Source organism: Georgenia sp. 311 (genome assembly GCF_006151955.1).
GTDB classification, from domain to species: domain Bacteria; phylum Actinomycetota; class Actinomycetes; order Actinomycetales; family Actinomycetaceae; genus Oceanitalea; species Oceanitalea wutianyii.
In genome coordinates this window covers 33,049-56,193 of the sequence record NZ_VDFS01000017.1, presented here as the reverse complement: position 1 = coordinate 56,193, position 23,145 = coordinate 33,049, and the positions used below count along the sequence as shown (strand labels likewise).

At 71.4% G+C, this 23,145-nt stretch carries 16 protein-coding genes; 6 read left to right on the top strand and 10 right to left on the bottom strand.

The window, feature by feature from the left end:
• Nucleotides 1–3: 3 nt before the first annotated feature.
• Together FHE66_RS02365 and FHE66_RS15690 are read left to right on the top strand one after the other, a co-directional pair.
• Nucleotides 4–1,059, top strand: coding sequence for a substrate-binding domain-containing protein (locus FHE66_RS02365; RefSeq protein ID WP_139071389.1), 1,056 nt, complete (start codon nt 4–6; stop codon nt 1,057–1,059).
• Nucleotides 1,060–1,094: 35 nt separating this feature from the next.
• Nucleotides 1,095–6,206: a DUF2961 domain-containing protein gene (locus tag FHE66_RS15690; RefSeq protein ID WP_218013587.1), complete on the top strand. Its 5,112-nt coding sequence runs from the start codon at nt 1,095–1,097 to the stop codon at nt 6,204–6,206.
• A 103-nt stretch (nt 6,207–6,309) separates the two neighbouring features.
• On the opposite strand, the gene FHE66_RS02350 is transcribed toward FHE66_RS15690, so the two are convergent.
• Nucleotides 6,310–6,957 (bottom strand): low molecular weight phosphatase family protein, encoded by a 648-nt coding sequence (locus FHE66_RS02350; protein WP_139071388.1) that lies wholly within the window; start codon nt 6,955–6,957, stop codon nt 6,310–6,312.
• A 365-nt stretch (nt 6,958–7,322) separates the two neighbouring features.
• Between FHE66_RS02350 and FHE66_RS02345 the strand changes: the two genes are divergently transcribed.
• From FHE66_RS02345 to FHE66_RS02330, 4 genes are all read left to right on the top strand, one after another.
• Nucleotides 7,323–9,212: a DUF4012 domain-containing protein gene (locus FHE66_RS02345; protein WP_139071387.1), complete on the top strand. Its 1,890-nt coding sequence runs from the start codon at nt 7,323–7,325 to the stop codon at nt 9,210–9,212.
• A gap of 70 nt (nt 9,213–9,282) precedes the next feature.
• A complete protein-coding gene (locus FHE66_RS02340) occupies nt 9,283–9,804 on the top strand; it encodes an LPXTG cell wall anchor domain-containing protein (protein ID WP_139071386.1) in 522 nt (173 codons plus the stop codon).
• 80 nt (nt 9,805–9,884) lie between these two features.
• The gene (locus FHE66_RS02335) at nt 9,885–10,382 is read left to right on the top strand and encodes a CAP domain-containing protein (RefSeq protein WP_139071385.1); all 498 of its coding nucleotides are present in this window, start codon (nt 9,885–9,887) and stop codon (nt 10,380–10,382) included.
• Nucleotides 10,383–10,425: 43 nt separating this feature from the next.
• Complete coding sequence (locus FHE66_RS02330) at nt 10,426–11,322, top strand: hypothetical protein (protein WP_139071384.1); 897 nt, start codon at nt 10,426–10,428, stop codon at nt 11,320–11,322.
• Here FHE66_RS02330 and FHE66_RS02325 read toward each other — a convergent pair whose 3' ends face one another.
• From FHE66_RS02325 to FHE66_RS02285, 9 genes are all read right to left on the bottom strand, one after another.
• A complete protein-coding gene (locus FHE66_RS02325; protein WP_139071383.1) occupies nt 11,323–12,804 on the bottom strand; it encodes a polysaccharide biosynthesis tyrosine autokinase in 1,482 nt (493 codons plus the stop codon).
• Nucleotides 12,805–12,909: 105 nt separating this feature from the next.
• Complete coding sequence (locus FHE66_RS02320; protein WP_139071382.1) at nt 12,910–14,106, bottom strand: lipopolysaccharide biosynthesis protein; 1,197 nt, start codon at nt 14,104–14,106, stop codon at nt 12,910–12,912.
• A gap of 43 nt (nt 14,107–14,149) precedes the next feature.
• Nucleotides 14,150–15,319 (bottom strand): glycosyltransferase family 4 protein, encoded by a 1,170-nt coding sequence (locus tag FHE66_RS02315; RefSeq protein WP_139071381.1) that lies wholly within the window; start codon nt 15,317–15,319, stop codon nt 14,150–14,152.
• 7 nt (nt 15,320–15,326) lie between these two features.
• Complete coding sequence (locus FHE66_RS02310; protein WP_139071380.1) at nt 15,327–16,640, bottom strand: hypothetical protein; 1,314 nt, start codon at nt 16,638–16,640, stop codon at nt 15,327–15,329.
• Nucleotides 16,637–17,692 carry an ATP-grasp domain-containing protein gene (locus FHE66_RS02305; RefSeq protein ID WP_139071379.1) on the bottom strand — a complete coding sequence of 352 codons (1,056 nt, stop codon included), beginning with the start codon at nt 17,690–17,692 and terminating at the stop codon, nt 16,637–16,639. The genes FHE66_RS02310 and FHE66_RS02305 overlap by 4 nt, the downstream gene beginning before the upstream one ends.
• A gap of 5 nt (nt 17,693–17,697) precedes the next feature.
• Entirely contained in the window at nt 17,698–18,759 is a 1,062-nt protein-coding gene (locus FHE66_RS15960; protein ID WP_176554611.1) for a GNAT family N-acetyltransferase, read from the bottom strand.
• 5 nt (nt 18,760–18,764) lie between these two features.
• On the bottom strand, nt 18,765–19,934 hold the full coding sequence (locus FHE66_RS02295) for an aminotransferase class I/II-fold pyridoxal phosphate-dependent enzyme (RefSeq protein WP_139071378.1): 1,170 nt from the start codon (nt 19,932–19,934) through the stop codon (nt 18,765–18,767).
• A gap of 13 nt (nt 19,935–19,947) precedes the next feature.
• Nucleotides 19,948–21,696, bottom strand: a complete 1,749-nt coding sequence (locus tag FHE66_RS02290; RefSeq protein ID WP_255303577.1) for a nucleoside-diphosphate sugar epimerase/dehydratase — start codon at nt 21,694–21,696, stop codon at nt 19,948–19,950.
• A gap of 102 nt (nt 21,697–21,798) precedes the next feature.
• The gene (locus FHE66_RS02285; protein ID WP_139071376.1) at nt 21,799–23,067 is read right to left on the bottom strand and encodes an O-antigen ligase; all 1,269 of its coding nucleotides are present in this window, start codon (nt 23,065–23,067) and stop codon (nt 21,799–21,801) included.
• Nucleotides 23,068–23,145 lie beyond the last annotated feature (78 nt).

Here is a 23,145-nt window from a genome sequence, read left to right as displayed (position 1 = left end):
GCAATGAAGCGTGCACACATTCTCCGCCGCAACGTCGTCCTCGCGGCCGGCGCCACCCTTCTCCTCGTGGCCGCGTGCGGCACCGAGTCCGACGCCCCCGGCGTCGGTGACACGACGGGCGGCACCGCCACCGCCACGGGCTCGGGCGCTACCGCCGACGCCGCCGCGTGTGCGGGCGCGGACGGGGAGTACCTCATCGGCATGAGCCAGGCGAACGTCGCGGAGCCCTACCGCCAGCAGATGGACGACGACATCCGTGCTGCCGCCTCCGAGATCGAGGAGTTCGAGGTGGTCTTCGCCGACGCCGCGCAGGACAACTCCAAGCAGGTCTCGGACGTGGAGAACTTCCTCGCCCAGGGCATCGACCTCCTCATCATCAGCCCGAACGAGGCGGCACCGCTCACCGCGATCGTCGAGCGCGCCTACACCGACGGGATCCCCGTGATCGTCCTCGACCGCAAGATCGAGGGGGACACCTACACGCAGTTCATCGGTGCGGACAACTTCGAGATCGGCAGGGCCGCGGGGGAGTACGTCGCCACCGAGCTCCTCCCCGACGGTGGGAGCGTCGCCGAGCTCCGCGGACTGTCCGGCTCCACGCCCGCCCAGGAGCGTGCCGACGGCTTCCGCGAGGGCATCGCCGGGGCCGAGGGGATCGAGATCATCGCGGAGGGCACGGGCGACTGGCTGCGCGAGCTCGGCCAGAGCCAGGCCGAGGCCATCCTCCAGGCCAACGACGAGATCGACGTCTTCTACGCCCACAACGACCCGATGGCCGAGGGTGCCTACCTCGCCGCCGACGCCGCCGGCCGTGCCGAGGACATCCAGTTCATCGGTATCGACGCCCTGCCCATCCCGTCCGGCGGGATCAAGGCGGTCGAGGAGGGCCGTCTGTCGGCGACGTTCGTCTACCCGACCGGTGGCCGTGAGGCCGTGGCCACCGCGGAGCAGATCCTCATCGGCTGTGAGGACGTCGAGAAGGAAGTGACCCTCGAGACGCAGCTCATCACCCCCGACAACGCCACCGACGTCTACGCCGAGCTCGGCGGGAGCCGCTGACGGCCAGGACGAGCGATCGAACCGGGGGGAACGACATGTCCACTCACGCACCGGCCGGCCACGGCCGCGCCCTCACGACCCTTCTCGCTGTCCTCACCGGGCTGAGCCTGCTGGCGCCCGCGGCGGCGACCCTGCCCTCCGCACCTCAGGTGCAGACGCACGAGGCGACCGGTCCGACGGGCTGGGAGAACCTCAGCCGCCTCGACCTCCTCCCGACTCTCACGAGCGGGGTGGAGACCCGGCAGTTCTCGAGCTTCGACCGTACCGGGGGGAACAACGACGGCTTCGAGGGCACCTACTCCTGCCTGCGGCAGAGCGAGCAGGGCTGCGTCATCGCCGAGCGGAGCGGCGCGGGGGAGATCGCGTCGATCTGGTTCACCCGCGACGGCGGGGACGTCACCAACACCGGCAACATCATCATCGAGCTCGACGGGGAGACGGTCGTGGACGCCCCGCTCCAGGACGTCGTCGACGGCGAGCTCGGTGCCCCGTTCGTGTACCCACTCGTGGCGAACGCGGACCAGAGCTCCGGCGGTGTCTACCTCAAGGTGCCGATGAGCTACCGGGAGTCGATGCGGGTCACGACGACGAACAACCCGTACTTCTACCTCGTGAGCTACCGGGCCTTCCCCGACGCCGAGGGGGTCGAGACGTTCGACCCCGCCGCCGTCCCCGCGGGGGTCGTCGAGCGGGCGCAGACGTGGGGGCACGAGGACCCGAAGCCGGCGCACCCGGGCGCGACGACGGAGACCACCGGCCTCCAGCTCGCCCCCGGTGAGTCGGTCCGGCTCGCCGACCTGTCCGGGGCCGGGGTCGTCAGCGAGATCGAGCTCCAGCTCCCGCAGATCGTCGGTGTACCACCGGTCCCCGACCCGATCGAGGACGACGGCCGGGCCTTCGTCGGCTCGAGCACCTTCACCGCGGCCATCGACCCGGACAACGACGGCGTGCGCCTCACCCGCCGCTTCGACCCGCTCTCCGCCTACCAGCGCGCGACCATCACCGTCGACGGCGAGGCCGCCGGGGAGTGGGAGCCGATCCTCGGTGACCCGGGCCGCTGGACCGACCAGACCGTCGAGCTGCCTGCCGCGCTCACCGCCGGCAAGAGCGAGATCACCGTCACGACCACGTTCGTCTCCGCCTCGATCGACTTCAACGAGTTCCGCTACTGGGTCGACTCGATCGTCGACGGCGAGCCGGTCCGCACCGACGAGCTCGACGTCGGCACCAGTCCCGACGCCCTCGCGAGCGAGGAGGCGCACGACTACGTCATCGTCGAGCAGCGGTGGGACGGGGTGCGCAACTACTCCTACGGCGCGCAGGTCGAGGACGAGGAGCCGATCCTGCGCTCCAACGAGCTGCTGCGCGACCTGCGCCTGCGGATGACCTTCGACGGCGAGCAGACCGTGGACGCGCCGCTCGGGGAGTTCTTCGGCTCGGGACTCGGCGAGGCCGAGGTCCACGCCCTCATGTACGCGATGGAGACCGAGGAGGACGGCTCCTACCTCTCGTGGTGGCCGATGCCCTTCGCGCAGCGCGCCACGATCGACCTCGTCAACACCTCCACCCTGCCCCTCGAGGCCGGGGAGGCGACGGTGACGTCGCACGCGGACGACGCCGTCGCCGACCAGCTCGCGGACCGCGCCATCGGCTACTTCCGCGCCGAGTCCAGGGTCGGGGAGACCGAGGCCGGGCAGGACTGGATCTTCCTCGAGACGAACGGCACCGGCCGGTTCGTGGGCGTCAACCACACGATGGTCGGGCTCATCACCGCCGGGAACATCCGCAACTACCTCGAGGGTGACGAGCGTGTCTTCGTCGACGGCTCACGCTCGCCGCAGCTCCACGGCACCGGCTCGGAGGACTTCTACAACGGCGGCTGGTACTTCAACCGCAACGAGTTCTCCGCCCCGTTCAACGGCGCGCCGGCGATGCAGACCGGCATCCTCGAGTGCCCGAACCAGTGCGACGCCGCCTACCGGCTGATGATCACCGAGGCGGTGAGCTTCGGCTCCTCGATCCGCTTCGGCATCGAGCCCGGCCCGGTGGCCAACGAGCCGGCACGCTACAGCTCGACGGCGTTCTGGTACGGCCACGAGGACGTGAGCACGCTGCGCGTCACCGACCGGATCGACGTCGGGGACCCGGCGAGCGAGGGGGCGCACGGGTACACCGGGGGCGGTGACGTCACGACCCTGACCTCGACCTTCGAGGGCACGCACGACCCGGCCCCGGTCACCGAGGACCTCCGTGCCGGCGGGGACCCGGTCTCCTTCACCGTCGACGTCGCGGAGGACAACCACGGCGTGTGGCTGCGCCGGCTCTCCGACCAGGCTCTCTCCCACCAGACCGTCCGGGTGGAGGTCGGCGGCCAGGACGCGGGCGTGTGGCTGCAGCCGCTCGGCAACACCACCAGGCGGTGGCTGGAGGACTCCTTCGTCATCCCGGCGCACCTGGCACAGGGCGGGCAGCTCGACATCACGCTCACCCCGCTCGACGGCGCCCCGCCGTGGTCCGCGGCGCGCTACGAGGTGGCGTCGATCGTCGCCCCGTTCACCGACACGACGGCGCCGTCGGCTCCCACCGACGTCACCGCGATGGGCGAGGAGTCGAACTCCGTCCGGCTCGGCTGGGGCGCCGCGACCGACGACGTGGGGATCGCCCGGTACGAGGTCTACGGGTCCATGACGTCCGGCTTCACCCCCGGCGAGAGCACCCTCCTCGGCACGACGACCGACCTGGGCTTCCGGCACGAGGACCTCGAGCTCGGTGAGCAGTGGTTCTACCGCGTCCGCGCGGTGGACACCGCCGGCAACCCCGGTGAGCTCTCCCCGGAGGTCTCCGCGCGCACCGGAGCGACCCTGCGGTTCGAGGCCGAGGACCTCGAGGTGCTCGCGGCCGACGCCCCGTACGAGCGGCAGACCAACTGCTGCGGCGTCTCCTGGTCCGCCGGGGCCCAGCTGTGGTTCCGGCCGACCGTCGCGGACCAGGAGATCACCGTGGCCCTCGAGGCACCCGCGACCGGCGAGTACGCCCTCGGGGCCGTCCTCACCCAGGCCCCGGACTACGGGATCGTCGAGGTGCTGGTGAACGGCGTCGTCGTCGGCGAGCCGGTGGACGGCTACCGCGCCCAGGGCGTGGGGACCACCGGCCCGGTCGATCTCGGCACCGTCGACCTCACCGAGGGCCCGAACGAGGTGACGTTCCGGGTGACCGGCAAGCACGCGAGCTCCACCGGCTTTCTCGTGGGCGTCGACTACCTCACGCTGCGGGCGCTGGACGAGGAGCCCCCGCCACCCGAGACCCCGCTCGAGGCGCTCGCCGGGCTGCGGGACTCGGTGGACGGGTACGTCACGTCCGGCGATGTCGCCGGGCCGATCGCCGGCCAGCTGGCCAACGCCGTCGAGCAGGCGATCCGGCACCTCGAGGGGGACCGGGTGGAGGCGGCGGTGCGGGCGCTCGAGCGGTTCGTCAGGCACCTGGACAACCCGAAGCGGCCGGACACTCTGAGCGAGGCTGCCCGGGCGGACCTGCGCGAGCAGGCCGCGGCGATCATCGAGCGGCTCACCGAGGCCCCGGTGACCCTCAGGCCGTTCGAGGAGCGGCGCCAGGCGGTCACCGGCGGTGAGCGCGTGCGCGTCTACGACCCGTCGGTCGGCGAGGACGAGGACTGGTACATCAACGACCACACCTTCGTCCAGGACGCCGAGGGCACGTGGCACCTGTTCGGCATCACGCACGAGGAGCCGGCCGACCCGCTGGACGAGAAGTTCTTCGCCCACGCGACGGCCGAGTCCCTCCACGGCCCGTGGACCAAGCAGGAGCCGGTGATGCACGCGGACCCGGACGCGGGCGAGCTGCACGTCTGGGCGCCCCACGTCATCGAGCACGAGGGCACCTACTACATGTTCTACGCCGGCGGCACCGCGGACCACGAGGCCTACCGCATGCAGCTGGCGACGTCCACGGACCTGTACACGTGGACGCGGCACCCGCAGAACCCGCTGTTCGTCGACGGGTTCGACGGCCGTGACCCGATGGTCACGCGGGTGGGCGACCAGTGGGTCATGTACTACACGGCCAACTCCGACCCCGCGGGAGGCAACCACATCGTCGCCTACCGGACGAGCACCGACCTGGTGAGCTGGGGGCCGCGGCAGACCGCGTTCGAGCACCCGGCCGAGGGCACGTCCGGCGGGCCGACGGAGTCGCCGTTCGTCGTCGAGCACGACGGCGCGTACTACCTCACCGTGTGCTGCACCTCGGACTACAGCGACACCCGGGTGTACCGCAGCGAGGACCCGCTGCACTTCACCGTGGACCAGGAGGTGGGCCGGATCCGCGAGCACGCCTCGGAGATCGTCCGCGACGGGGAGGAGTGGTGGGTCTCCGGCGCCGGCTGGGGACAGGGCGGCGTGTGGCTGCGGCCGCTCGACTTCGAGGGCGAGCTCGTCACCACCGGCTACGACGTGGAGACGGCGGCGTACCGGGCACGGGTGGAGACCTCCCCGCGTGCCGCCCTCACCTCGATGGAGGTCCGCGACGGGGACGGCTGGACCGCCGTGCTCGACGAGGACTACCGCGCCACCGCCCCCTACCTCGCGGTGGGGAACTTCGGGAACACCGACATCGCCGGGGAGCCGGCCCAGGTGGAGGTGGACGGCTCGACCCTGCGGTTGTCCGGCATCCCACTCGGCGACGAGCCGGCGACGGCGGACTGGACCCTGGAGTTCGAGCCCGGCTGGCTCGACATGAGCTGGGACCTGTCGGTGACCGCTGAGCTCACCGCACCGGCTTGGGAGGTGGCCATGACCATCGACTCGGCCCTGCCGCGCGTGGGCGACGACGCGAACCCGGCCCGCGGGCAGGGTGACGTCACCGGGTTCCCCGCCTGGACGCAGGCCACGTCCGACGACGCGAGCGTGGCCGCGGCGTACGTGCCGGGCTCGGCATGGGACGAGGACAACCGCTACTACGCAGGCTCAGGTGCCGTCGTCTGGCAGCCGCTTTGGCAACCGGGCGGGCGCACGCTACCGGCGGGGGAGTACGCGGCGGGGGCCTGGCGGATCGGGGCAAGCGCGGAAGGTCACGACGACGAGCTCGGTGCACGGCTCGCGGCGTCGCTGGCGACGGACCCGGTCGGGTAGAGCCGGAAGGAGATCTGGGGACGAACCGGTCGGCCCGGTCGGCGTGCCGGGCCCGCCGGTTCGTCGACCATGGATGACGACATGGTCACCCGAGGTCGACCGCTCAGTGGCGAGAACGGGTTGAGAACCCGGTGCTGGGTTCGACCCGGACGCTTCCCGCCGCGCGCACACCCAGCACCGTCCGCGCGATGGTGCGCACAGCCAGGAGCAGCTGCCCGAAGGACTCCTCGTAGACCTCCTCGGACCGCCGGTAGGGGTCGACGACGTCGTCGAGCTCGGCCGGGACCTGCGCGCGCTGGCGGGAGGCCAGCGGCACGAGCGCGGCGAGGCGCTCGGCGGGCCGGGCGTCCGCTCCAGCGGCGGCGTCGAGCTCGGCGGGGTCGACCGCTTCCGCCATCCGGGCGAGCTCGCGCACGGTGAACGTGCGCCGCACGGCCGCCGGCACCCGCTCGACGACGTCGGCACGGTGGGCGCGGGTGGCGGTGAGGACGAGGTCGGCCCCGCTGACCATCGGCTCGGTGAGGGCGCGCGCGGCGAACCCGTCGGCCGTGACGCCATGGCGCTGGAGGAGCTTGACCATGGGCGGCTGGACCGGCTCGCCGACGAGCGCCCCGGTGCCCGCGCTGTGCACGTCGATCCCGCTGCCGGCGACGAACGCGGAGCGCAGGAGGCGCTCGATCGCGGGGGAGCGGCACACGTTCCCGGTGCACACGACGAGGATCGTGTAGTCCTCGCCCGAGCGGTAGGCCATCGGGTCCTCCCCCTTCTCCTCCGAACGTTCCCGGGCCCGAGCCTAACCCGGCGCGCGGGAGGTCAGGAGTCCCGGCGCGGGGGCTCGCGGGTGTGGGTCTCGCGTCAGCTCTCCCGGCGCGCGCACCTCAGCCGGGCGGGAGCCGAACCGTGGCTCGTCACCGGAGAGGTACGTGGCCGGGGTCTCGACTGTGCCGCTCATCGCGCAGCTCGCGCCGGTCGCGCTCATCCACGGCAGGGTCCTCGCCGAGGCGGAGGAGAAGCTACTCGGAGCGGCTGACGAGGTCGTTCCGCACCGTCGTCGGCTGAGCCGGGGAGCCCTGGAAAGGGCTGTCCGGTCGGAGTGCCCCGTGGTGGAATGGCCGCGTGACGGACACCTTCCCCAGCTGGCTCGAGGACGACACGTCCGCCCCCCGCCCGAGCGACCACGGCGAGCGTCCCCGCCGTCGACGTCGATCAGGCCGTGGCCGCACGGTCCTGGCGCTGCTCATCACGCTGCTCCTGCTCGCGCTCCTCGGTCTCATGGTCGTGTTCGCCGTGCAGGCCCGGGCGGCGCAGGCCGATCTGCGCGCCGCGATCCCGCTCGTCACCCAGCTGCGCGAGCAGGCGCTCAGCGGGCAGACCGACGCCGCCGCGGCCACGGCGGAGGAGCTGCGGGAGCACGCCGGGGCTGCCCGGGACGCCGTCTCCGGGCCGCACTGGTCGCTGGCCGCGCACGTGCCGTACCTCGGCCCGAACGTCGCCGCGGCACGGACGGCCACCGAGGTGGTCGACGACCTCGCCGGTGACGTGCTGCCCCAGCTCGTCTCCGCGGCGGGCGTCGTCGACCCGGCGCGCCTGGCACCGCAGGACGGGCGGATCGACCTCGCGCCGTTCGCCGAGGTCGCGCCGCAGGTGGTCGCCGCGGACGAGGCCGTCGACGACGCCCGTGAGCGTCTCGCGACCATCGACCCCGAGGAGGTCCTCGAGCTGATGCGCGGCCCGCTCGCGGACCTCACCGGCCAGGTCGACGACGTCGCGAGCCTCACGGCGACGGCGTCCCGTGCCGTCCAGCTCGTCCCGCCGATGCTCGGTGCCGACGAGCCGCGGGACTACGTCCTCATGGTGCAGAACAACGCCGAGCCCCGGTCCACCGGCGGGCTCACCGGCGCCTTCCTCCACCTGCGGGTCGACGACGGCGCCGTCGACCTCGTCGAGCAGCTCTCCGCCGGTGACATCGGCTCCTTCCCCGAGCCCGTCGTCGAGCTCAGCGCCGCCGAGGTCGCCCTGTTCGGCACGCAGCTGGGGCGCTACCCGGGGAACGTCACCGCCACGCCGGACTTCCCGCGCAGCGCCGAGCTCATCCGCGCGATGTGGACGGAGCGCGTCGGGGGCGAGGTCGACGGAGTCCTCTCGCTGGACCCGGTGGTCCTCGGGTCCATGCTCTCGGCCACCGGCCCGATCGACGTCCCGCAGGAGGCCCTGTGGGCGGTCGGCGCTCCAGCCGGATTTCTCGGGGAGGGCTCGCAGCTGACCGCGGACAACGCTGCGGATCTCATGCTCAACGGGGTCTACCGCGAGATCGCGGAGCCCGCCGCCCAGGACGCGTTCTTCGAGCTCGCGGCCGCCCAGGTCTTCTCCCGCGCGATGACCGGCGGCGCCGACCCCACCGCGACGGTCGCCGCCCTCGTCGAGGCCGCTGACGAGGGCAGGATCCACGTGTGGTCCGCCCACGAGCCGGAGCAGGCGCTGCTCAGCGGCACCGTCCTCAGCGGCGAGCTCCGCGGCGACGACGGCGACGGCTCACCCGTCGTCGGCGTGTACGTCAACGACCTCAGCGCCGCGAAGATCGCGTACTACCAACGCATGGAGGTCGAGGTCGTCGCGGAGCAGTGCCACGCGAACGGCGCTCAGGACCTCACGGTCTCGGTCACGCTCACGTCCGAGGTGCCCGACGGCGCGGCTACGCTCCCGGCCTCGCTCGTCGGTCTGGGTCGCGTCGTCCCGCACGGTGACATGCGCTCGAACCTGCTCGTCTACGCGCCCACGGGCGGGCGCATCACGGGCGTGCGCGACCCGGCCGGCGAGGTCGAGGTCCTCCCACAGGTCCACGACGACCAGGTGGTGGTCGGGCGCCGGGTGCACCTGAGCCCGGGACAGTCCGTGACGACGGAGATCGACATCACCACCGGGACGGGCCTCACGGGCGACCCGATCCTGCGGACGACCCCCGGTCCGGGTAACGAGATGTTCGTCTCCGCCGCGTTGACATGCTGATTCGAGCCGTTAGCCTGTTCGGAACCGATCACAACTATGGTCCTTCGGGACCAACTTGGGGGAACTGCTCATGATTCGACGTGCCATCGTCGCGGTGTTCGCCGCGGCGCTGCTCGTCCTCGCACCGAGTGCCGCTCTCGGCTACTCGGAGGACGACTTCGACGTCACAGTGTCCACGACCAACCCGGCCCCGGGCGAGGCCTTCACGGTCACGGTCACTGCACCCAGCGGGACTGACGTCACGCTGACCGTCACCTCGGACGACGCGAACGTGGGGGACGACGACATTCTCATCGCCGGGACCAAGGCGCTGACGAAGACCGCTGTCGACGGCCAGGCCGTCTTCAGCGTGACTCTGCTCGAGGAGGGGGCCTACGACCTGGTCGCCACCGATGCCGAGGGCAACGTCCTCGACACCATCACTGTTGTCGTGGGTGAGGGCTCGGGCGCGCCCGTCACCACCGACGGTGGGGCCACCGGCCTTCCCGAGACGGGTGCGACGGCCACCCCGCTGATCATCGGCGGCGCGCTGCTGCTGCTCGTCGGCGCCGCGGCCATCTACTTCACCCGCCGCATGAAGGTCTCCGCCTGACGTCTGCCGACGTCAACGAACGTCCGAGAGGGCCCCGGCGACTCGTCGCCGGGGCCCTTTCGCCCACCCGGGAGCGAAGGATGATGGGCAGAAGTGTCGGCGCACTGCGGCTGGCCGGCTGTCTCGGTGTGGTCGCGGCCGCGCTCGGCGCCTGCGGCGCCGGTGCCGCCCACCCCGAGCCCGCGGCGCCCCCCGGCGCGACACCGGAGGACCCCTCGGGGTATGCGGCCGAGCTCGTCGAGCTCACCAACGAGACCCGTTCCGCCGAGGGCCTCCAGCCGCTCGCGGCATCCGACTGCGCCCGGCAGGCGGCCGTGGCTCGCGCGACGGACCTCGTCGGGCAGGAGGAGCTCGTCCATGCACCGCTGGGGCCGGTGATCCAGGAGTGCGCGCCGTTCACCACCGCGGCCGAGAACCTCGTCAACAGCACCGCGGAACCCGCCGACGTCGTCGCGGCGTGGCTGGACTCCTCCGGTCACCGGGCGAACCTCCTCGACCCGGCCCTCACCGAGATCGGGATCGGGTGCGTCCCCGACGGCGCGCGACTGCTGTGCTCCCAGCTCTTCCTCGGACCCTGACCCGAGCACGGCCGTGCTCCGAACTCCCATGAGGTGACCGCAGATGGCATCGCGCTCCAGCCGCCGACTCCCCGTGGCGGGCCTCGGCGCCCTCGTCCTGCTCAACGTCGTGCTCGTCGCCCTGCTGGTGACCCGCCCGACCACTCCCGTCGTCGACGTCGCGGACAGACCTGCGACGGTGACCCCCGGCGTGGAGGCGACCACGCCGCCGACGAAGCAGGAGACCGACGGGCTCGCTGAGGTGGAGCGGCTCGCCCGGTCGGGGCGGCTGCTCGTCAACGTCGACGGCACGACGGCGTGGCGGGCGACGGCGGGATCCTGCGGCGAGGCCGGGACGGTGGAGCGCAGCGTGGACGGCGGGCTGACGTGGCAGGAGCTGCCCGTCGACCTCGCTCCGGTGAGCCGACTGCGCGCCCTGGGGCCCGAGTCGCTCTCCGTCATCGGTGGGGGAGCGGGCTGCGCGCCCACGTACCTCTCCTCCTCGACCGCCGGAGCCTCCTGGACGGCGAACGACCAGTACCTCGACGGCTCCTGGTACCTCGTGCCGGGCGACACCGATCTCATGGGGGCGCCTGCGGGAACGGTGGAGACACCCTGCGAGGCGGTCCAGCTCGCCGCGCTCGACACGGCGCACGCCGCCGTCCTGTGCGCCGACGTCAGCCTCGCACTCACGGCCGACGGCGGGGCGACGTGGACGCGGCACACCCCCGACGTCCGGGCGCGGGCTGTCGGTCTGACCGACGAGGGCTACGTGGTGGCCGGTGCCTGGGAGGCCTGCGCGGACACCCTCGCCGTCGCCCTCATCCGTCCTGACGGCAGCGCAGGGGAGGAGCCGACGTGCAGCGGCGTGGTGGCCCCCAGCGGTGAGGATCTTGCCGTGTCCGCGGCAGGTGGACGGGTGTGGGTGTGGACCGGTGACGAGGTCACCGTCACGCCGTGATCAGCGGCGAGGAGTGGCGGACATCCGCTCGCCGGGCCACGTGGACCGGTTCGCGACGGCGGGCTCGGGCTCGGTGACCTGTCGAGCGCCACGCGCCTTGCGCGAGGACGAGCGGGTCCCGGTGAGAGTGGGGTCCTGGCTGCTGTAGTACTCGTAGGCGTACCGGTCGCGCTCCTTGCGCTGCGCCTTGTTGAGCACGATGCCGAGGACGTGGGCGTCGACCTTGGTCAGTGCCTCGAGCGAGGCTCGCAGCTGCTGCTTCTGCAGGCGGTCCGCGCCGGCGACGACGAGGGTGCCACCGGCGAGCTTGCTGAGAACAGCGGCGTCGGTGACCGGCAGGAGCGGCGGGCTGTCGAGGATGACGACGTCGTACGTGCTGGTGAGCTCCTCGAGCAGGCGCGTCATGGCCCGCGAGCCGAGCAGCTCGCTCGGGTTCGGCGGGATCTGACCGGAGGGCAGGATGTCGAGGGAGGAGCCCTGCCAGGGCTGGACGACGTCCTCGACGTTGGCTCGGCCGATGAGGACGGTGGTGAGGCCGACGCGTCCCTCGAAGCCCATGTACTTGGCCACGGTCGGGCGGCGGAGATCGGCGTCGACGAGCACCACCCGCGCGCCGGCGTCGGCGAGCGAGGCGGCGAGGTTGATCGCCGTGGTCGTCTTGCCCTCGGCCGGGACGGAGGAGGTGACGACGATCGAGCTCGGCCGGTCCCCGAAGTCGACGAACTGGAGGTTCGTCCGGAGCCGGCGGATCGCCTCGGCGCGCATGCCCATGGAGTCGTCATGCATGAAGACGGGATGGTCGGTCGCTGCGGTGTCGATCGGCACGATGGCGAGCGGGCTCGCGTCGGTGACGGCGGCGATGTCGTTCTCGTCGCGGACCTTCGTGTCGAGCACCTGCCGCAGCAGCGCGACGCCGACACCGAGCAGCAGGCCGAGGACGAGGCCGAGCGCGAGGTTGCGCATCGTGTTGGGTGACGACGGGGACTGGGGGACCTGCGCCTCGCTGAGCATCGTGGCGCGGACCGTCTCGGTGCCGTCGGGCCGCTCGGGGGAGAGGCTGCCGACGGTGGACGTGAGCTCGTCGGCGACGGCGTTGGCCAGGTCGCGAGCCAGCACCGGGTCCTCGTCGGTCGCCGAGATGACGAGGATCGTGGTGTCGGCCGCGACGGTGACGTCAAGGGCCGAGGCCAGGCTGCGGGAGTCCTGCTCGAGGCCGAAGGCCTCGGCGACGGGGTCGAGGACGATCGGGGACTTGGCGACCTCCGCGTAGGAGGACATCTGCTTCTCGGTGAAGGTCGAGCCCTGAGCGAGGTCCGAGACCGTCTCGCCGCCCTGCACCGCGAAGAACATGCGCGTCGATGACGTGTACTCCGGCGTCGTCAGCAACGTCGCTGCCGCTGTCGCTGCCAGGGTGACCAGCGCAACCGTGACGATGGACAACCATCGGGTGCGAAGCACGTGCAGGTAGTCGCGCAGTTCCATTCATCCCCCTGAAAGTCCATTGGTCATGCCCGGGTCATCCTCCCACATCACTTCCAGGCGGCCGGCCGCCGAACGGTCGAGGCTGGTCGCCGCGGGCCCTCGCACCTACGCCCTGTTGGCGCGGCGCCGCAGCGCCCAGGTCGTGCCGAACAGGATGCAGTGCCCGATGCCGGAGCCGATCGCCGCACCCATCGCCCCGAAGGGCGGGATGAGCCCGACGTAGAGGACGGCGGAGGCCACGAGCCCGACCGTCTCGGCGACGGACACGAGGCCTGGACGCCCCTCGGCGATCAGCCAGCCGTGCTGCAGGCGCGTCATCGCGTAGACGACGGTGCCCGCGCCGAGGATCGGGATGAGCTCCAGCGACCGGTGGTACTCCTCGGGCAGGAGCAGACTGATCGCGAAGTAGGCGAGCACGCCGATGACGACGGTGAGGCTCACCACCCCGAGGAAGAGCTTGATGACGAGGCCTCGGTTGCTGCCGGCGGCACGTGAGCGCAGCCGCCCCAGGGAGGCGTCCACCCACTGCTGGATCGGCCAGGCACCGACCTCCATCACCGTCGCGACGGTGACGTAGATGCCCAGCTCCGCAGCCGACGAGAGGAAAGGCATCATCAGACGGTCCGAGCGGAGCAGCGCGGTGTTGCCCAGCGAGGCGGGGATGAGCCTGAGCCCCTCGCGCCGGACACGCGCCAGCTGGCTCGGGGACACGTGCTCCTCGCGCGACCGACGGCGTGCGCGGGTGCTCGTCACCATCGCCGCGGCGCTGCTCAGGGCGTAGGCGCCCAGCCAGGCGGCCGGCGAGCTCACGTCGAGGAGGTAGAGCACGACCCCCAGCCCGAGCAGCCCGCACTGCACCGCGATGGTGTTCGTGACGAAGGTCCGGCGGTCACGGCTGACGACGTAGGCGATCCGGACCCTGCGCACAGCGGCGTTGGAGACGACGTAGGTGGCCGTCATCGCGAGCAGGAGTGCCAGGAACCAGCCCGAGACCCACCCGGTGACGAAGGCGGCGACCACCAGGAGCGCGGCCCCGACCCACACCGACCTCGTCAGCCGGCCGAGCTCCCTCACGGCGGTGGGGAAGGAGACCCCCGTCCGTTCGGCCACGTAGGGCCGCTCGACGCCCAGGAGCCCGAGAGTGGTCGCGATGTAGGACAGCTGGATGAAGAAGGCCAGGGTGCCGCGCTGGTCCGGCGGCATCACGCTCGAGGAGAGGAAGTTGATGGCGAAGGCGACGCCCGCGGTGACCACCTGCCCCGCGAGCAGGGCGTAGGCGGGATGGGTGAACCGGCGGCTCACCGGGCGATCCACCGAGGACCGCGCGCCGAAGGTGACGACGGGCTCACGCGCCGACCACCGCCGCGCGGAAGCCGACGTAGAGCTTGTCGCGGTCGAAGCGCTCGCGCCCGAGCTCGGCGCTGCGCTCGCCGGCCTCGCGGAGCTGCTCGGGGCGCGCCAGGATGTCCTGGACCTGGAGCGCCGCCTTGGCCGGGTCGTCGTCGAGCCTCCAGCCGGCACGGTGCTCGGTCATGAGCTCGGTGAGCCAGCCGTCGTGGTTGAAGAGCACGGGCTTCTGCGCCGCCATCGACTCGAAGACCTTGTTGATCGATGCCGGCTCGAGGCACGTGAGACGCAGCACGCTGGAGATGGTGGCATCCGCCGCCGACAGGACGCGGGCGAGGTCCTGGCGCCGGACACGGCCGGGGAGCAGGGAGTCGACGTCGAGGCCGTGCTTCGTGGCACGCTGCCGCAGTGCGGGCATCGTGCCGCCGTTCCCGTACATCACCACGCGCACGCCCTGGGAGCGCAGCGCGGCCGCGAGGTCCACCACCCAGCCGAGGTTGTAGATGCGGCCGAAGCTCCCGGCGTAGACCAGGACCGTCTCCTCCGGCTCCCAGCCCTGCTCCGCGCGGATCTCCGGCGTCTCCGAGGGATCGGGGAAGAGGGAGAAGTCGCTCGCGTTGGGGATGACGACGACGGGCACCGTACCGTTGACGCTCCGCACCCCGGCGGCCATGTCGTCCGAGAGGGCGATGACGGTGTCCGCCCGGCGGTAGGTGAGCCGTTCGAGCCCACGCGCGAGGGCCTTGAGCACCGGGTTGGTGAGGACGCCGAGCTCGATCGGGACGGTGGGCCACAGGTCGCGGACCTCGAAGACGAAGCGCGCCCTGTTGGTGAGCGCACCGATCATGCCGGGCACCGCCACCGTGAGCGGGGTGCTGCTGGCGAAGACGACGTCGGCCGGGGTCCGCACGGCGAGCAGGGTCGCCCGCAGGACGAAGAGCAGAAAGGCGACGATCCGCTTCACCGGGCCGGCAGCGTTCGCGTACGGGGCACGGACGTGGACGATGCGCACGCCCTCGACGTACGTCGTCCGGGCCTGGCGGGAACCGGCGATGAGCGTCACCTCGTGGCCGTCGGCGGCCAGCCGACGGGCGAACTGCCACGGCCGGCTCAGGCCGCCCTCGGCGGGGAGCTGGGAGTAGTGCTGGTGGATGTACGTGATCTTCACGGCGTCCTCACCTGTCCGGGGACCAGTTGCTGATGATCCTGCGTCTCTTGCCGGACGCGAGGAGGGGGATCTCGTCGGTGTGCTCGATCGTGAGCTGGGCACCGCTGCCGAGCTCGCGCCTGAAGTCGGCGGCGATGCGCTCGTCGCGCGCAACGTCCTGCGGGGCGTTGAGGCGGACGGTGTAGGCGCCCTGCCCGGTCTGGACGAGCTGGTACTGCCTGACGTCGACGTACTCGTTCATCACCTTGGCGACGAAGTGGGTCGACAGCAGGGCGTCGTCGGCGTCGTAGATGAGGTCCGAGCGCCTGCCCTCGATACCGGCCAGCCTCGAGGTGTCCGCCTGCCCGTCGGCGCCGACGTGCCAGTACCCGACATCACCGGTGTCGTACCGGACGAAGGGCATGGCGCGGTTGAACAGGTCGGTGACGACGATCCGGCCGGGCTCTCCCGGGGCGGCTGGGCCGTCGGTGTCCAGGTCGAGGAGCTCGACGTGGTAGCTGGCTGTGTTGAGCTGGTAGGAGGACGCCCCCGGCTGGCGCTGCGCGAGGATGCCGTTCTCGATGTTGGAGTACCGCACGCTCAGCGGACGCCTCAGCACCGACTCCACGAGAGCGGCCAGGCCCGGGCTCGGGGCCTCCGAGGTGGCCAGCACCGAGTTGACCGCTCCGGACGGCAGCGAGATGCCCTGCTCGCGCACCAGGACGCAGAACTGCTCGATGGCGGAGGCGTAGCCGATGAGGTTCGCGCCGTCACCCGCCCGGCTCATGCGGCGGGCGACCTGGGCGACCTGGTCGGCGTCCAGGCGGGTGACGTCGACCGGGGTGACGTTCTGGAGACGCTGCTTGACGGCGGCGAGGCCCCTCCTCGCCGGCCAGACCGTGAAGTAGTACACCGGTGCACCGACGTCGTAGCCGATCCGGCGGGCGAAGGCGATGGTGTCGGCCGAGTTCCGCGCCACCTTGCCAGGGTCCTGGAAGGAGGCGAAGGGCGTGCCGGTCGAGCCGCTCGTCGACACGCGGCGGAGCTTGCCGTCGGTGTGCGCGGAGGACCTGTAGTCGTCGAGACGCTCGCGGATGATGTTCTTGTCGGTCACCGGGTAGGAGGCGAGGTCGTCGGGGGAGCAGCCGGCGAAGGCGCGGGCCGTCGTGGCCGCATGCACGAGCATCCCGCGCAGCCGGCGGGCGTGGAGCTCGGCGCTCGCCGGGTCCCCGGGGCGTGCCAGGGTCCGGGTGATCTCCTCGACCGCCGGCCTCGTCCGTGAGCCACGGGCGGTGTCGACGAGCCGGAAGGCGGTCTGTCGTGCTGCGACAGGTAGCGTCATGAGCCCTTCTCCACGTTGTCCAGCTCGCCGACGACCCGCACGTCCTGGTACTTCGCCACGGTCAGCGCCGTCCGGTACTCCAGCAGAGCGGGGTCGGCGGCGCCGCGCAGGGACTGGAGGATGTACAGGGGGACATTCGCGCCGGCGGCGTGGCAGAACGGGTAGCCGCCGCCGAAACGGGGGTTGATGTCGATGACGTGCTGAGCGCCGTCGGCGGTGCGGATGATGTCGATGTCGACGAGCCCGCGCGGACCGATGAGATCGCCCAGGCGGGTGACCGTCTCGACGAACGGGGCGGGGTCGACGGTCACGGCCTTGTCGGTCTCCCCGGCCCGCATCTGGAGCTTGCGGCGGGCGAGGACGCCCGTCAGCGCCGGGGTGGGGGAGGTCAGCGAGAACACCCCGTCCACGCCGTACTCGTCGCCGGGCACACGCTGCTGGACGACGACCCGAGCGGCTGGCGGCAGGTCGGGGACGGGGTCGTTGTCGGGGGCCGGGAGCTCGGCGAGGGACCCGGCGACGGCGGAGTCGAGCTGGCTCGGCGTGGCGAAGCGCAGGCCGGAGGAGCCGCTGCCGAAGCGGTGCTTGACGACGTACTCGCTCACCGGGTCGTCGACCGAGCCGCGCAGCTCGTCGAGCTCGGCGGCCAGCCACGTGCGGGGGGTCGTCACTCCCGCCGCGGCGAGGGACTGGCTCATGGCCAGCTTGTCCGAGAGGTTCCGCTGCGCCTGGCGGCTGGGGACCAAGACCTGGTCGCAGTACTCCTCGAGCCGGGAGCCGAGGCCCCGTGACAGCAGGTCGATCTCGAAGTCGTTGAGCGGGACGAAGAGGTCGGGCCGCTCGGCCGTGAACAGCTCGAGCATCTGCTCGGCGTACGCAGGGTCAGCGTAGGGCGGCATCCACACCGAGCGGTGGGCGAGCCCGAAGCTCGGGCTGGTCACGTCGTTCTCCGTCACGATGACCTCGCCGGGCAGGCCGAGCTCGGCGAGAGCCGCCATGAACCAGCCGACGAGGTAGGTGCGCCGGCCGGCCGAGCCGATGACGATCTTCATGTCCCTCAACGCACGACCGCCGTCATCTTGAGCTTCGCCTCTCCCGGGACCTCTCCGGTCACGTGGAAGCCGAAGCGCTCGTACAGCCGGACGGCCGAGGTGTTCTCGGCCTTGACCTCGAGGCGCACCTCGGTGAGGCCGAGCCGCTGCGCCTCCTTGAGCAGGTGGACCATGGTGAGACGACCGATGCCCTTCGCGTGCAGGTCGGGTGCCACGTAGAGGTACAGGGCGGCGCTCCCGTCGGCGATGTCGGTGATGCCGAACATGGACACGGGCGAGCCGTCCTGCGAGACGCAGGCGAAGTCGGCCCGGGTCTCGTCCTCGGCTGCCTTCCGGAACCACGTGACGGTGTCCTCGAGGGACGCCTGGAAGGAGATGGTGATCCCGGCGCGCACCCGTGGGTCGTTGAGCCACTCGACCCGGGCGGGGAGGTGCTCCTCGACGAGCGGCACGCAGGTGATGGGCTCGCCGGAGCCCATGAACTCACTCATCGTCGCCTGACCCTCCGCCGCGATGCCGCTGCGCTGGAAGACGGTCCTGATCGTCGCCAGCACGATGGACAGGTCGAGGGCCGGGGACATGGAGTCGACGTACTCGATGTCGAGGTCGAGCCGCTCCTCCCACGTCAGTGCGTTCCGTCCCCGCACCTGCGCGAGGCCGGTGAGGCCGGGCCGGACGTCGTGGCGCCGGGCGTGCCGGCGGCTGTAGCGGGGGAGGTAGGTGGTCCGCAGGGGCCGGGGGCCGACGAGGCTCATGTCCCCGCGGACGACGTTGAGGAGGGTGGGCAGCTCGTCCAGGCTCGTGGAACGCAGCCGGTGCCCGAACGGGGTCATGCGCTGCTCGTTCGTGATGAGGCCGCCGGCCGGATCCGGCTCGAGCATGGTCCGGAACTTCACGAGCTGGAAGACGCGGCCGTCCTTGCCGGGACGGTCCTGGCGGAAGAGCACGGGGCTGCCGAGCTTGACGCGCACCAGCGCGGCGACGGCAAGCTGCACCGGAGCGCTGAGGACAAGTGCTGCGCCACCGACAGCCAGGTCGAGGGCACGCTTGACGCGGTCGTACCTCATGGCGCTCACCGGCCGGTCTCGCCGGCGCGGGCCTCACCGAGGAAGCCCGAGACCGCGTCGAGGACACGGGCGATGGTGGCCTCGTCGTGTGCGGACCCGCTGGGCAGGGAGATCCCGCGGGTGAACAGGTCCTCGCTGGTGCCGTTCGTGTACGCGGGGGCGTCGCGGTACACGGGCTGGAGGTGCATCGGCTTCCACAGCGGCCGGGCCTCGACGCCGGCCGCCGCGAGGTGGGCGATGAGCTGGTCCGCCGTCCACCCGGCCTCGGCGGGGTCCACGAGGATGGAGCTCAGCCAGTAGTTGTCGTGCGTCTGCCCGCGGTCCTCCGCGCCGTCCTCGCCACCGAAGACGGTGACGCCCGGGACGTCGGCGAAGAAGCGTCGGTAGTGCTGACGGATCTCGCGGCGGCGCTCGATCATGGAGTCGAGGCGGTCGAGCTGGGCGCGGCCGAGCGCGGCGAGCAGGTTGGACAGGCGGTAGTTGTAGCCGATGTCCGTGTGCTCGTAGTGCACGACGGGCTGCCGCGCCTGCGTGGCGAGGTAGCGCGTGTGCTCTGCGACACCCGGGTCGTCGGTGAGGAGCATGCCGCCGCCGGAGGTGGTCATCACCTTGTTGCCGTTGAACGACAGGATGGCCGCGTCTCCGAAGCTGCCGGCCGGGCGCCCGCCGCGGTGGGCTCCGAGTGACTCCGCGGAGTCGGCGATGACGGGGATGGCCGCACGGTTCGCGATCCTGGCGATCCCCTCGTAGTCGGCGACCTTGCCCAGGAGGTCGACGGGCACGATCGCGGCAACGCGCCGGCCCTGCTCCTGCAGGTCGGTGAGCGCGTGGTCAAGGAGGTCGACGTCGATGTTGCCGGTGGCGTCGCACTCGACGAACACCGGCTGTGCCCCCGTGTACGCGATGGCGTTCGCCGTCGCGGCGAAGGTCATCGTCGCGGTCAGGACGAGGTCACCGGGCCGGACGCCGTAGTTGAGCAGGGCGAGGTGGAGCGCTGCGGTGCCGGAGGCCAGCGCGACGGCGTGCTTCCGGCCGGTGTACGCGGCCATCTCGCTCTCGAAGGCGTCGACCTCGGGGCCCAGCGGCGCTACCCAGCCGCCTCGCAGCGCCCTGATGACGGCGACCTCCTCCGCTGCGCCGGTGTCCGGTGGGGAGAGCAGGATTCGCTCCGTCAACGTGGCTGTCCCTTCATCGGTTGGGCAGTGTCTGCGCGGTCCGTGCACGACCGGCTCGCGGCTCGGGCGTGTGCCGCCCGAGCGTCTCCGGGGCCAGCGGAGGCACGGTGACGTGCGAGATCAGCGGGTGGTGCGACCGGACGCCGGTCTCGTTCTCGCTGAAGAGGTCCTCGTGCAGCTTCTCGTTCGGGCGCAGCCCGGTGAAGACGATCTCGATGTCCTGACCGGAGTGGGTGACCAGGCGTCGAGCCACGTCGAGGATCCGGACCGGCTCGCCCATGTCCAGGACGAGGACCTCCCCGTCGCTGCCGATCGCACCGGCCTGGATGACGAGCTCGCTCGCCTCGGGGATCGTCATGAAGTAGCGCGTCACGTCGGGGTGGGTCACGGTGATGGGACCACCGCGCTCAATCTGCTGGCGGAAGGTGTGCAGCATCGACCCGCGCGAACCGAGCACGTTGCCGAACCGCACCGACAGGTACGTCCCGCTGGCGTGCTGGCCGAACCAGGCGGTCAGCTGCTCGGCCAGGCGCTTGGTCCTGCCCAGCACGCTCGTCGGGTTCGCGGCCTTGTCGGTGGAGATGTTGACGAACTTCTCGACGCCGAACTCGGCCGAGAGCTCGAGGAGGTTCTGGGTGCCGACGACGTTCGTCTTCCAGCCCTCGTCCGGGTACTGCTCGAGCATGGGCAGGTGCTTGAGCGCAGCAGCGTGGAAGACGACCTGGGGGCGGTGCTCCTCGAAGATCTTCCGCAGGGCCGCCTTGTCCCGGATGCTCGCGAGCACCATGTCGGGGGTGTCGAGGAGTGCCTTGCCGTAGATCGAGAGCTGGACGCCGTGCAGCGCGGACTCGTCACGGTCGAGCAGGATGAGCTCCGCGGGGCCGAACTTGTGCACCTGGCGGGCGAGCTCGGAGCCGATGGAGCCGCCCGCACCCGTCACCAGGACGCGCTTGTCCGTGAGGTAGTCAGCGATCGAGCCGATGTCGGTGCTGACCTGGCGGCGGCCCAGGATGTCGGTGATGTCGACTTCCTTGACGTCACTGAGCTTCACCCGGCCGCCGAGGATCTGGCCGAGGGGCGGCAGGAGGAGGAACTTCATCCCCGAGCCCTCGACGATGTCCGCGACCTCCGCGATCATGCCCTTGCTTGCCGCCGAGATGGCGAGGATGACGGTGGTGACGTCACGTTCCTGAGCGCGGCGCACGATGTCGTCGCGGCCGCCGAGCACGGGCCGACCCAGCAGGTTGAGGTGGCGTTTGGCGGGGTTGTCGTCGATCAGCCCGACCACGCGGTACGGGGAGGAGGTGTCCATCTCGATGAGGCGAAGGAGCTGGTAGCCCGCGTCGCCCGCGCCGTAGATGAGGACGTTCTCGGCGTTCTCGGTGCTGACGGGCTTGGGCGTCCTCCACGCCCTGTACGCCCACCGCCCGGCGGCCATGAAGATGAGCGCGAACGGCGGCGCGAGCAGCGCGATGCTCCGCGGGAAGTTCGCCAGCCCCCCGATCGCGACGAAGGCGACGATGAGGATGAGCGCGACCACCACCATCGACAGCAGCAGACCGGGGCTCTCCTCGAAGCTCCCGAGCCGGTACCTGCCCCGGTAGAGCTTGAGCAGCGCACCCACACCGAGCTGTGTCAGGCACGCCAGTGCGGCGTACAGGAACACGGTGTTCCACTGCTCGACGCTGAGATAGAACTCGTAACGAGTACCAACGATAAGAGCGACGGCGATGCACCATGCGGCGCAGTCCCACAGCCCCACCAGGCTCCTTCGAGCCAGTGTCCCCCCGGACAAGTGATCTCCCCCTCTTGGCGTGCCTTGGAACCCCTGATGGAGCGGCATGCATCCCGGCGCCTGAAGGCGTCAGGCCTCAGGCAGCATACGCGACACTCGTTGCTTACTGTTCGCCGCGATCGCGCTGCGGGGGCGCGACAGCGCGCCGGGTGTCTCATCGGCACCCTGTCTCTCGCGTCGAGCACGGCGGGTGTCGATGGCGGCGAGCCCGAGGAAGAACCACAGCAGGCGGACGTCGTAGTAGTCGCCGGAGAACATGCTTGCGCCGGCGAGGTAGACGGCGGCGAGCGTGAAGTACAGGGCCGCGGGCGGCATCGGTCCGGGCCTGGTCGAGAGCAGGAACACGACGACGGCGAGGACGAGAAGCCCGGCACCGACGACGCCCCCCTCGGCCGCCGAGGCCATGAGGACGTTGTGCGGGTACTCGAAGCCCTGGTCCTTGCCGACGAGGCCGTAGTAGCCGTCGAGTCCGACGCCGACGAATGGCGAGCTCGAGAACAGCTCCCAGACCTGGGTGTAGATGGAGTCGCGCCCGGAGGAGTAACCGCTCTCGAAGGTCAGGACGACCCAACGCTGCCTCAGGGACTCGATGGTCTCCGCGCCGAGCAGAGGCGGAATGGCGGCTGCTGCGGCCACCCCGAGGAGCGCGAGGCGGGCGAGGACGTTGCCGCGCATGCGGCGCAGAATCGGCCAGGACCCGACGATGACGACGCCGACGAACGCGACCATTCCGCCGCGGGACCCCGACAGCACGGCGCCGAGGATGAACAGTGGCAGGAACCACAGCCACCGCGGCTGCGCGCGCTGCGAGGCGAGGTAGGTGACGGCGAGGGCAGCGAGGATCATGACGCGGACAAAGACGTTGGGACCGCCTCCGAAGGCGGCGTACCGGCCCTGGATGTCGGGGCCGGCGGCGACGGCTGCGAGGAAGTAGATGACGCCGGCGACGGCGAACCAGGTCCAGACCCTCTCGACGGTGTCGCGGGGCAGGCGCCCGACGCACGCCCATGCGAGGCCGACGAAGGCGCCCATGAAGCCGAGGTCGAGAAGGTTCTCAGCGACGCGTGCGGCTGGCGGCGCCCACATCGCGCTCGCAGCCATGAACCACAGCCAGCCGGCGAAGACGATCGCGCCGGGTCCGGAGCGAGTCACGGGGCTGGGCGCACGGTCGGTGGCGCGCCAGACGAGGAAGACGATCACCGCGATGGCCAGGCCTGCGAAGCGCAGGTCGAAGGCGGGCAGGGAGGGGTGCAGCCGCGCCAGGCTGAACCGGCCCCCGAGCAGACAGACGAACAGCACGAACAGGGCGAACCTGCCGAGCCGTGGTGACTCACTCATGGCCGCTCGCCCGCCGCCCCCGGATCGATGGGCCGTCGACCGCGCGCCACGATGCCGGTGACCAGCCCCCACTTCTCA